This is a genomic window from Anaeromyxobacter sp. SG17 (assembly GCF_022690695.1).
GTDB lineage: Bacteria > Myxococcota > Myxococcia > Myxococcales > Anaeromyxobacteraceae > Anaeromyxobacter > Anaeromyxobacter soli.
Map to the genome: position 1 here is coordinate 1 of NZ_JALCYX010000109.1, position 10724 is coordinate 10724.

Sequence of the window (10724 nt, forward strand, 5' to 3'; positions counted from 1 at the left end):
TGGCCCTCGAGGCCGGCGCGCCGCGCTGCGCCGTGCGCGTCTCCGCGGGCACGCTGCGGGCGCGCGACCTGCGCGCGGTGGGGGGCGGCTGCGGCGCGCGCGTCTCGGGCGGCGCGCTCGAGGGCGCGGACCTCGCGCTCGACGGGGACGTCGGCCTCGTCGTGGAGCGCGGCGAGGCCACCCTCGTGGGCGGGCACCTCCACGGCGCCCTCTCCGGCGCGACCGTCCACGGCGGCACCGCCACGCTCCGCCACCTCGCCGTCGACGGGCCCTCGCGCGAGGCGGGCCTCGCCGTCGCGGGCGGCGCCGCGCACCTCGAGGGCGTGGTCATCCGCTCCCCCGGGCCGGCCGGCATCGCCATCGCGGGAGGCCGGGTGGAGGGAGCGGCGGTGGTCGTCGCAGGTGTGAGCGAGGAGCAGGGCATCCCGGGGGCGTGCGTGCAGGTGCGCCGCGGCTCGCTCGCGCTCTCCGCGAGCACCCTCCTGCGCTGCGGCGGCGCGGCCGTCGAGGCGTCGGGCGGCGAGGTGCGCCTCTCGAGCGTGGACGCGTCGGGAGGCGCCGCCGGCGGGATCGTCCTGCTGGACGGCGCCACGGCGGTGCTGGACGGCAACCTCGTGACCGGGCACGGACCCGCGCTCGCGCTCGGGGGGGGCTCGCGGGCGACCGCGCGGATGAACCGCTGGTGGGCGGACCCGGTGTTCTGGGTGGACTGCGGGAGCGGCGCCCGCCTGGCGCTCGGGGAGGGGGAGCGCGCGCGGACCCCGTGCGGCGGGTCTCCTTGACGCGAGGCGTCCGTCTCGACAAAAAAACCCGCCCGTGACAGCCTCTGCCGTCGCCGGTCGAGGGGGCGGGCGCGTGGTCCTGCGCCCGGCCCGAGTCACCGGCACTGCGCCGAGGCCGGCGACCTTAGGAGGGTGGCGCGGAAATGCAGATCAACCTGCGCAAGGCGATGTTCGTGCTCCCGAACCTGTTCACGGTGAGCTCGATCCTCCTCGGCTTCTACGCGCTCACGCTCTGCGCCGGCGAGGCCACGCCGCTCCAGCTCTACCAGGCGGCGCTCGCCATCTTCTTCGCGATGTTCTTCGACGCGTTCGACGGCCGCGTCGCGCGCATGACGAAGACCCAGTCCGACTTCGGCGTGCAGCTCGACAGCCTCGCCGACGTCATCTCCTTCGGCGCGGCGCCGGCGCTGCTCGTCTACAAGTGGGCGCTCGCGCCGCTCGGCTTCCTCGGCTTCTTCGTGTCCTTCGCCTTCGCCGCCTGCGGCGCGCTCCGCCTCGCGCGCTTCAACGTCCTCGCGCAGCGCGGCGACAAGGGCTCCTCGCGCTTCTTCGTGGGCCTGCCCATCCCGCTCGCCGCCGGGACGATCGTCTCGCTCGTCATCGCCCACTACCGGCACTTCGCCACGACCACCGACCCGGCGACCCGCGTCCCGATCGCGCTCGTCGTCGGCCTGCTCGCGTTCCTCATGGTGTCGACCGTCCGCTACCGCACCTTCAAGGACGTCCACCTCTCGGCGCGCAGCCTCACGATCTTCGCCTTCTTCACCCTCGCGGGCGTCGGGGTCGGCATGGCGACCCGCGCCTCGTTCGTCCTCGTGGTCTACATGGCCGCCTACATCGCGCTCGGCCTCGCCGAGGCGCTCCTGGCCCGCGCGCGGCCCGCGCCCGACAAGGCCTCGCTCCCGCCCGCCATCCGCGCCGAGCTCGAGGCGGACGAGGCGCTCGAGCCGGAGCCCGAGGACGTCGAGGACAAGCCGCAGCAGGACGAGTACATCTAGCGCGTGACCGGCTCGCCGTCGCCCGCCAGCCCTGACCTCCTCTCCCGGCTCCGCGCCCGCGGCCTCCGCCGCACGGCGCGCCCGGCCGCGCGACCCGACGCCTGGGTGCTCCTCGCCGCCTGGGGTCCGTGCGGCTACGCCCCCGTCGCGCCCGGCACCTTCGGCACTCTCGGCGCGATCCCCGTGTACTGGGCGCTCTCGCGGCTCTCCCCGTCCGTGTACCTCGTGACGGTCGCCGCGCTCGTGGCGCTCGGCGCCTACGCCGCGCAGCGCGCCGGCGCGTACTGGGGGGTGGCCGACGCGTCGCCCATCGTCATCGACGAGGTGGCGGGCTACCTCGTCACGGTCGCCCTCGTCCCCTTCTCCTGGCCGGCGGCGCTCCTCGGCTTCCTCTTCTTCCGCGTGTTCGACGTGCTGAAGCCCTGGCCGGCCTCGGCGTTCGACCGCGTGAAGAACGGGTTCGGGGTCGTCATGGACGACGTGGCGGCGGGTGTCTTCGCCTGGGCCGCGCTCCAGCTCGTCGCGCTCGCGCTGCGCGCCGTCGCCGGCTGCGGCGGCGCGGGCTGGTGGTGCGCGCCGCTCGGGTCGTAGCGGAGGTCGCTCGCGATGACGCTCCACGTCGAGATCCTCTCCACCGGCGACGAGCTCCTCACCGGGCAGGTGGTGGACACGAACTCCGCCTGGCTCATGGACCGGCTCTGGGATCTCGGCGTCATGGTCCGGCGCAAGACGCTCGTGGGCGACGATCGCGCCGACCTCGACGCCGCCATCCGCGAGACGACCGCGCGCGCCGACCTCGTGGTGATGAGCGGCGGCATGGGGCCGACCGAGGACGACCTCACGAGCGAGCGCGTCGCCGCGGTGATGGGCGTGCCGCTCGAGCTGCACGAGCCGTCGCTGCGCGCGCTCGAGGAGCGCTTCCGCCGCTTCGGCCGCGCGCTCACCCCCAACAACGAGAAGCAGGCGCGCTTCCCGCGCGGCGCCGAGGTCGTGCCGAACCGGTTCGGCTCGGCGCCCGGGTTCGCGGTGCGCATCGGGCGGGCGGAGGTGGTCTGCTTCCCCGGCGTGCCGCTCGAGTTCCGGGGGCTCGCCGACGAGTGGCTCCTGCCGCGGCTCGCGGCGCGGCTCGGCGAGGTGCCGGCGGGGCGGGTGCTGAAGCTGTTCGGCGTCCCCGAGTCGCACGCCGACGACGCGATGCGGCCGCTCATGCGCGATCCCGCGAACGCGGACGTCCGCTTCGGCTTCCGCGCGCACTGGCCCGAGGTCCACGTCAAGTGGACCGTGCCCGGCCCGGACGCCGCTGCGCGCGCCGACCGGCTCGCCGCCCAGGCCCGCGCGATCTTCGGCGACGCGGTGTTCGGCGAGGGCAAGGAGGAGCTGCCGGCCCTCGTCGTCGCGCGGCTCGCCGCCCGCGGCGAGCGCGTGGCGCTCGCGGAGAGCTGCACCGGCGGGCTCGTCGCCGAGCTCCTGACGGACGTGCCGGGCGCCTCCGCGGTGCTCGACCTCGGCGTCGTCGCCTACGCGGACGCCATGAAGGAGGCCGTGCTCGGCGTCCCCCAAGACGTCCTCGCGGCGCACGGCGCCGTGTCGGAGCCGGTCGCGCGCGCGCTCGCGGAGGGGGCGCGCCGGGTCGGGCGGGCGACCTGGGGGATCGGGATCACCGGCATCGCCGGGCCGACCGGCGGGACGCCGGAGAAGCCGGTCGGGACGGTGCACCTCGCGCTCGCCGGGCCGTCCGGCACGAGCGCGGTCGAGCGGCTCTACCGCGGCGGTCGCGACCGGATCCGCAGCACCGCCGCCCACGAGGCGCTGAACCTCCTGCGGCTCGCGCTGCGCGCCTGACGGCAGCGCGCCGCGCCGCTACCCCGGCAGCTACTCGCAGAACAGCTCGACGAAGCGATCCCAGGAGACGAACCCGGCGGCGGTCTCGACGAGTTCCGCGTACAGCGCCGCCGCGCCCGCCAGGAGCGCGTCGAGCGGCCTTGGACGGTAGCGTCCGGTGAGGCCGCCCTCCTCGAGCACCCGACGGACCAGCGCCTGCACGTTCACCGCGCGGCCGTCGAGCTCGCCCTCACGGTCGAGGAGCCAGCCGATGAGCTGCCCGATCCGCTGCCGGACGGCGACACGCGGGTCCGCCCCGCCCGCGGCGAGGGCCTCGTTCACGGCGTCGGGCGGGGCGTCGCGGACGACGAGCCACGTGAGCGAGCGCTCCACCTCGAAGCCGGCTCGCGCGAGCGCGGCGCGGCAGCGGGCCTCCTCGTCGGGGCCACAGCGGATGCGCACCACAGGCTCGATCCTCGCGGTCACGCGCGGTTCGTTACCACCCGAGCGCCGCCTCCGCAACGGAGCTCACCGGCCCTATGATGCGCGGGTGACCACCGCCGACGACGCCGCGCTCGAGCTCCTGCGATCCCGGAGCGGCCTGTCGATCGACGACGAGGGCCGCTTCCTCCACCTCGGCGAGCCCATCACCCACGCGCGCACGCTCGACGTCCTCTGGCGCTCGCTCGCGCGCGCACCCGACGGGAGATGGCTCGTGCGCGTGGGCCGCGAGTCCGCGTACGTCGAGGTGAAAGAGACGCCCTACACGGTGCGGGGCGTGCTGCAGGAGACGCCGGGCGGGGCGCCCGTGCTGCTCCTCTCCGACGGGACGCGCGAGCCGCTCGATCCCGCCACCCTCCGCCTCGGCGACGACGGCGTGCTCCGCTGCGCCGTGAAGGGCGGCGAGCGCGCCCGCTTCACCCGCGCAGGCCAGGTGACGCTCGGGTTCGCCATCGAAGAAGACCCCCCAGGGACGGGACGCTATGCCATCACCATCGGTGGGACCCGCTGGCCCATCCGCGCCGCTTCGCGCTGAGCGGCGGCGGTACACGACGCCTGCGTCGGACGGACCTCCTTTCGGTTGCTCGCCCGGAGGGTCCCTCCTACGTAGTGTTGCTCGGATGAGAGTCCTCGCGTTCTGCGCCCTCGCGCTGCCCCTCGCGGCCGCCGCACAGCTCGGCCCGAGCCCGTCGCTCGGCGAGGCGATGCACTCGATGGACCGCATGGAGGCCGAGAAGCCTCGGCCCCGGCGCGAGCTCGAGCAGACCTTCATCCTCCCCGAGCGCCCCGGGCAGAACCAGGTCGCCTGGTTCAGCTTCGACTGGCAGTTCATCGACGTCCCGCCGCCGGGCGGCGGCCCCGGGGGCCTCCGGCTCTACTACTACCGGAACGAGCTCGCCCAGGCGGAGCGGGCGCTGCCGGCGATCCAGAGCGCCTACGCGCGCCTCGTCGATCAGTTCCACTACAACCCGACGAAGCGCATCCCCTACATCCTCTACGCGACGCAGCGCGAGTTCCAGACGCAGAACGTCTTCGCCGTCACCGAGTCGGTCCTGGGCGTCACCTCGCCCGAGGACCTCAAGATGACGGTCCCGTACTTCGGTGATCACGCGCGGTTCATCGAGGTGTCGACGCACGAGATGGTGCACCAGTTCACCATCCAGAAGCTGCTCGAGGCCGCCGGCGCCGAGGAGATGTCCTCGCCCATCGCGTACCTGCCGCTCTGGTTCATCGAGGGCATCGCCGAGTTCTACTCGAAGGGCGGCATCGACACGGAGACGGACCTCTACCTCCGCGACCTCGTCTGGAACCCCGAGCCGCGCAAGGGCTACGACGTGCTGTCGTTCGGGGAGGACCGGATCCGCGGGTACATCCCGACCTACAAGCTCGGCCAGGCGCGGATCGCCTTCATCGCCGACCAGTACGGCCACGAGAAGATCCAGGCGTTCCTGGAGAACGCCTACCTCATGGGCGACGGCGGAGGCGGCTTCGGCGGCGGCCCCGCCGCGGGCGGCACGACGCGCAACTTCGGCGCCCTCGTGCGGCGCGTGCTGAACGAGCCCATCGAGCAGGTCGACGCCCGCTGGCGCGCGTGGCTGAAGCGCCGCTACTACCCGCAGTACCTCGAGGCGAAGCACGATCTCCCGCAGCTCCGGGAGCTCCGGCAGCTCCCCTCCGAGCCCGAGGACTTCGTCTCCTCCGCCGACGGGAACCTCATCCTCTTCCGCGGCATCGACCGCGAGAAGGGCCGCGCCCGCCTCTACCTCGTCGACGTGCGCAACCCGCGCAGCGCGGTCGAGATCGTCTCGGACAGCGTGCCGGGGTTCGAGTCCCTCCACCCCGTCGAGTACGGGGTGCTCGGCCTCGGGGACGGGATCCTCGCGTTCTCGGCCCAGGACGGGATCGGCGACCGCCTCCACGTCCAGCGCTTCCGGCACAAGCTCAGGGAAGGACGTCCCCCGCGCATCGAGCTCGGCCGGCGCAGGAAGCTCGACGTGCACACCGAGCGCGGCCAGCCGTTCATCCAGATCTCCGACCCCGCCTTCTCGCCGGACGGGTCGCAGATCGCGTTCGCCGGCGTGTCCACCGACGGCCAGTCGGACATCTACGTGGTCCCGGTGAAGGGCGGCGTGGCGCGGCGCATCACGCAGGATCCATACGTCGAGAAGGACGTCGCCTGGGGAAAGGACGGCATCTACTTCTCCTCGGACGCGACCGACCACGGGCGCCTCAACCTCTTCCGCATCGATCCTTCGAGCGGCGAGCGCACGCGGCTCACCACCGCCGCGAGCACAGACCGCGCGCCGTTCCCGCAGGCGGACGGCTCGGTCCTCTTCACCTCGGACGTCTCCGGGAAGCCCGACCTCTACCTGCTGAAGGCGGGCGCGGTCCAGCGGATCACCGACTTCACCACCGGGCTCACGAGCCCCGGCCCCTCGCCCAAGGGGCGCGGCGTGTTCGCGAGCACGTTCTACGGCGGCGTCTTCCGGATCGTCGAGGTGCCCAAGGTCGCCTGGCTCGAGCAGCCGAGCGTGGCCGTCCTGCCGCCCACCGGAGACGTGCTGGAGATCCCGAGCGGTACCTGGCCGGAGCAGGTGAAGGACTACGACGCGTTCGCGATCCGCAACTGGCGCCCGGAGGCGGGCTTCGTCTACGGGGGCGGCGCGGGGAGCGCCGTCGCGGGGCGGGCCGCGGTGCTGTTCTCGGACATGCTCCGGGACAACGTCCTCTTCGTGGACCTCTCCGTCTACGGCTCGTTCGACTACACCCAGGGGCTCCTCCTGTTCGAGAACCGCGCGAGGCGGCTCTCCTGGGTGCTCGGCGGGTTCCACTTCGTCCAGCAGAACCTCGATCGGCTGGACCCGAACCTCGCCTACTACCAGCGTGACTTCGGGGTGGTCGGCGCGCTGCGCTACCCGCTCGATCGCTTCCGGCGCGTGGAGACGGAGCTCACGCTGGGCGGCGTCCAGCGCTACTGCCTCACCGACTTCTCGGGGGCGGTGACGCTGCTCTGCCAGGGCCCCACGCTCACCACGGGCCCGTACACCTCCACGCGCGACTGGGAGAGTCGCAACGGCGGCGTCAACTTCACCATCTCGCCCACCGTGCGCTACGGCTACGACACCATCCGCTACGATCAGTACACCGGGCCGGTGGCGGGCAGCTCGCTCCTGCTCGAGCTCGGCGGCGGGTACCTCCCCGGGCGCGAGGCGGTGCACGGCTTCTTCCGCGCGGACACGGAGAAGTTCTGGCAGCTCGTCGGCCGCTCGAACTTCATGCTCCGCGCCGCGGGCGGGACGACGTTCTCGCCGAACGAGAAGGGCCGCGTCTGGGAGAAGAGCTGGTGGCTCACCTCCGCCGACAACCTGCGCGGCTTCTACCCGCTCGATCTCGAGTTCCTCATCGGGCAGCACTACTACGTGGTGAACGCCGAGCTGCAGTTCCCGCTCGATCCGCTCATCCGCCTGCTCATCTTCGACTACCTGGAGGGCGTCGCCGCCCTGGACTTCGGCGGCGTCTTCAACCGCTGGGAGTCCAAGACGAGCACCGTGCTCGTCCCGACGTACGACCCGACGACGGGGAGCCCGCTCGCGCCGATCGCCCTGGAGCGGTTCGAGCCGGGCGCCTGGGACGCGCGCACCCTCACCGGCGTGCTCGGCGTGAACGTGCTCTTCGGACCGCTCCTCCTGCGCGTCCACTTCGGCCACCCCTTCGACATCGGCGGCCTGCAGACGCCGGCCCTTCGCGACCACTCGCGCTGGGTGACGAACATCACGCTCCGGTACTTCTTCTTCTGATCCCGCGCGGCGGGGCGGGGACGCCAGCGTCCCCGTCCGCGCCGCGCCCTCACCCCACCGCGGCGAGCGCCGGCGCCGCGGCGCCCGCCCCCTCCCGCACCCGCGCGGCGAGCCGCTCGAAGGCCTCCGGGTTCGCGCGCAGCCACTCGATGGCGCGCTCGCGGCCCTGCCCGATCCGCTCGCCGTCGAGCGCGAAGTAGGCCCCGGACTTCTCCACCACCCCGCGCTCGACGCCGAGGTCGAGCGCCTCGCCGTGGCGATCGACGCCCGTGCCGTAGCGGACGTCGAACTCCGCTTCCCGGAACGGGGGCGCCACCTTGTTCTTCACGACCTTCACGCGGGTGCGGCTGCCGACCACCTGATCGCCGTCCTTCACCTGCCCGATGCGCCGGATGTCGAGCCGGACCGACGCGTAGAACTTGAGCGCGTGCCCGCCGGTCGTGGTCTCCGGGTTCCCGAAGACCACGCCGATCTTCATCCGGATCTGGTTGATGAAGACGACGAGCGACTGGTTGCGCGACACGACCGCGGTGAGCTTCCGGAGCGCCTGGCTCATGAGACGCGCCTGCACGCCCATGTGCGCGTCGCCCATCTCGCCCTCGATCTCCGCCTTGGGCACCAGCGCGGCGACCGAGTCCACCACGATGAGGTCGATCGCGCCCGAGCGCACGAGCTGCTCGGCGATCTCGAGCGCCTGCTCCCCGGTGTCGGGCTGGGAGACGAGCAGGTCGGCGAGGTTCACCCCCAGCTTCCGGGCGTAGGTCACGTCGAGGGCGTGCTCGGCGTCGATGAACGCCGCCACCCCGCCCTGCCGCTGCACCTCGGCGATGGCGTGCAGCGCGAGGGTCGTCTTGCCCGAGGACTCCGGCCCGTAGATCTCGACGACGCGCCCGCGCGGCAGCCCGCCCACCCCGAGCGCGAGGTCGAGCCCGAGCGACCCGGTGGGCACGACGGCCACCGGCGCCGGCTCGTGCCCGTCCCCGAGCCGCATGATGCTCCCCTTCCCGAACTGCTTCTCGATCCCGGCGAGCGCCTGTCCGAGGGCCTTCATCTTGTCGCTCAGCTTCGTCACGTCGTCCTCCTCGCCCCGCGGTGGGGCACCAGTCGCGCCGCTTCGGCGGCGCGGGTCTCACGAGAGCGGCCGGTCCAGCGCGCGGTACTGGATCGCCTCGGCGACGTGCGGCGCGCGCACCGCCGCCGAGCCCTCCAGGTCCGCGATGGTCCGGGCGACGCGCAGCACCTTGTCGTGCGCCCGCGCCGAGAGCCCGAGCTTCTCGACCGCCGCCTGCAGGATGCGGCGCCCGTCGTCGTCCGGCGTCGCCGCGCGCCGCAGGGCGCCGCCGCGCAGGCGGGCGTTCACGTTCGCCCCGCGCCCGCCGGCGCGCCCCCGCTGCACCTCGCGCGCGCGGGCGACCCGGGCGCGCGCCTCCGCGCTCGTCGGCCCGCTGGCCGCGGCCTCGCCGAGCAGCGGGGTGGCGAGGGCGGGCACGTCCACGTGCAGGTCGATCCGGTCGAGCAGCGGCCCCGAGATGCGCCGCCGGTAGCTGAGCAGCTCGTGCGGCGTGCAGTGGCAGCGCCTCCGCCGGTCGCCGTGGTAGCCGCACGGACAGGGGTTCATCGCGGCGACGAGCGTGAGCTCGGCGGGGTACGTGACGCTCCGGCCGGCCCGCGCGATCGTGACCTCGCCGTCCTCGAGCGGCTGCCGCAGCGCCTCGAGGACGTGGCGCCGGAACTCGGGGAGCTCGTCGAGGAACAGGACGCCCTGGTGCGCGAGCGAGACCTCGCCAGGCCGCGGGACGCTGCTGCCGCCCACGAGGCCGGCGTCGGAGATCGAGTGGTGCGGCGCGCGGAAGGGGCGATCGGCGAGGAGGCCGCGGTGGCGGGTGAGCCCCGCGACGCTGTGGACCACGGTCGCCTCGAGCGCCTCCTCGAACGCGAGGGGCGGGAGGAGCGTCGGCAGGCGGCGGGCGAGCATCGTCTTGCCGCTGCCCGGCGGCCCGAAGAAGAGCAGGTTGTGGCCCCCCGCGGCGGCGATCTCCAGCGCCCGCTTCGCGTTCTCCTGGCCCGTCACGTCGGCGAGGTCGACGGGGACGCCCGGGGGCGGCGCCGGCACCGCCCCCGGCGGCGGGAGGAGCTCCGCCGAACCGCGCGTCCAGGCGACCACGTCGCCGAGGTGACCCGCGGACAGGATCTTCACGCCCTCCACGATCGACGCCTCGAGCGCGTTCGCCTGCGGGACGACGATCGCGAGCGCGCCCGCGCGGCGCGCCTCGATGGCGAGCGGGAGGACGCCGCGGACGGACTTCACCTCGCCCGAGAGGGCGAGCTCGCCGACGAAGTGGACCCTCGCCAGCGCGTCCGCGGGGACCTCCTCCACCGCCGCGAGCACGCCCATCGCCATCGGCAGGTCGAAGCCGGTGCCGTCCTTGCGCAGGTCCCCCGGCGCGAGGTTCACGGTGATCCGCTTGTGCGGCAGCTTCACGCCGAGGTTTCGCACCGCCGCGGCGACCCGGACCTTCGCCTCCTGCACGGCGCCCGTGGCGAGCCCGACGAGGTGGAAGCCCGGCATCCCGAGCGTCGCCTCGACCTCCACGTCGACGGGGATCGCCTGCACGCCGAGCACGGCGCCGGAGCGGATGCGGACCAGCATGCACGGACGTTCAGCAGGGGCCGTGCCAGCGCCGGATCGCTGCTGGGCGCGCGCGAGAGGAGCTTCCCCGGCCCGCCGCGCGCTCGCGCCGGACGCGCCGCGGACGCTCGCGAGCGCGGAACGCCCGGGCCGGCGTCGGCGTCGGCGGGCGGCGGGCGGCGAGCCGCAGCGTTCG

General features: G+C 74.0%; 9 protein-coding genes. 6 read left to right on the forward strand and 3 right to left on the reverse strand.

The genetic code is table 11. From position 1 onward, the window contains the following. The 4 genes from MNY60_RS22240 to MNY60_RS22255 all read left to right on the forward strand — a co-directional run. Positions 1 to 782: hypothetical protein (locus MNY60_RS22240; protein ID WP_374109413.1), on the forward strand; the 782-nt coding region annotated here is incomplete at its 5' end. A gap of 143 nt (positions 783 to 925) precedes the next feature. Beyond that, positions 926 to 1780, forward strand: coding sequence for a CDP-diacylglycerol--serine O-phosphatidyltransferase (gene pssA / locus MNY60_RS22245; protein ID WP_242341228.1), 855 nt, complete (start codon positions 926 to 928; stop codon positions 1778 to 1780). A 3-nt stretch (positions 1781 to 1783) separates the two neighbouring features. After that, positions 1784 to 2371, forward strand: a complete 588-nt coding sequence (locus tag MNY60_RS22250; protein ID WP_242341229.1) for a phosphatidylglycerophosphatase A — start codon at positions 1784 to 1786, stop codon at positions 2369 to 2371. A 15-nt stretch (positions 2372 to 2386) separates the two neighbouring features. Further along, positions 2387 to 3622 carry a competence/damage-inducible protein A gene (locus tag MNY60_RS22255; protein ID WP_242341230.1) on the forward strand — a complete coding sequence of 412 codons (1236 nt, stop codon included), beginning with the start codon at positions 2387 to 2389 and terminating at the stop codon, positions 3620 to 3622. Positions 3623 to 3652: 30 nt separating this feature from the next. Here the strand turns inward: MNY60_RS22255 and MNY60_RS22260 are convergent, their stop codons facing one another. Further along, positions 3653 to 4063, reverse strand: a complete 411-nt coding sequence (locus tag MNY60_RS22260; protein ID WP_242356745.1) for a hypothetical protein — start codon at positions 4061 to 4063, stop codon at positions 3653 to 3655. A gap of 88 nt (positions 4064 to 4151) precedes the next feature. Here MNY60_RS22260 and MNY60_RS22265 point away from each other — a divergent pair, with 88 nt between their 5' ends. Both MNY60_RS22265 and MNY60_RS22270 read left to right on the forward strand, forming a co-directional pair. Next, positions 4152 to 4637, forward strand: a complete 486-nt coding sequence (locus tag MNY60_RS22265; protein WP_242341232.1) for a hypothetical protein — start codon at positions 4152 to 4154, stop codon at positions 4635 to 4637. Between the two features lie 85 nt (positions 4638 to 4722). Continuing rightward, complete coding sequence (locus tag MNY60_RS22270; protein ID WP_242341233.1) at positions 4723 to 7899, forward strand: hypothetical protein; 3177 nt, start codon at positions 4723 to 4725, stop codon at positions 7897 to 7899. A gap of 49 nt (positions 7900 to 7948) precedes the next feature. On the opposite strand, the gene recA is transcribed toward MNY60_RS22270, so the two are convergent. Together recA and MNY60_RS22280 are read right to left on the reverse strand one after the other, a co-directional pair. After that, positions 7949 to 8971: a recombinase RecA gene (recA, locus tag MNY60_RS22275; protein WP_308197078.1), complete on the reverse strand. Its 1023-nt coding sequence runs from the start codon at positions 8969 to 8971 to the stop codon at positions 7949 to 7951. Between the two features lie 57 nt (positions 8972 to 9028). Next, complete coding sequence (locus tag MNY60_RS22280) at positions 9029 to 10549, reverse strand: YifB family Mg chelatase-like AAA ATPase (RefSeq protein ID WP_242356743.1); 1521 nt, start codon at positions 10547 to 10549, stop codon at positions 9029 to 9031. Positions 10550 to 10724 lie beyond the last annotated feature (175 nt).

Excerpts from the sequence above, each read along its gene's own strand:
- pssA (WP_242341228.1), top strand. The coding sequence starts at position 926 with ATGCAGATCAACCTGCGCAAGGCGATGTTCGTGCTCCCGAACCTGTTC.
- MNY60_RS22255 (WP_242341230.1), top strand. The coding sequence starts at position 2,387 with ATGACGCTCCACGTCGAGATCCTCTCCACCGGCGACGAGCTCCTCACC.
- MNY60_RS22270 (WP_242341233.1), top strand. The coding sequence starts at position 4,723 with ATGAGAGTCCTCGCGTTCTGCGCCCTCGCGCTGCCCCTCGCGGCCGCC.
- MNY60_RS22280 (WP_242356743.1), bottom strand. The coding sequence starts at position 10,549 with ATGCTGGTCCGCATCCGCTCCGGCGCCGTGCTCGGCGTGCAGGCGATC.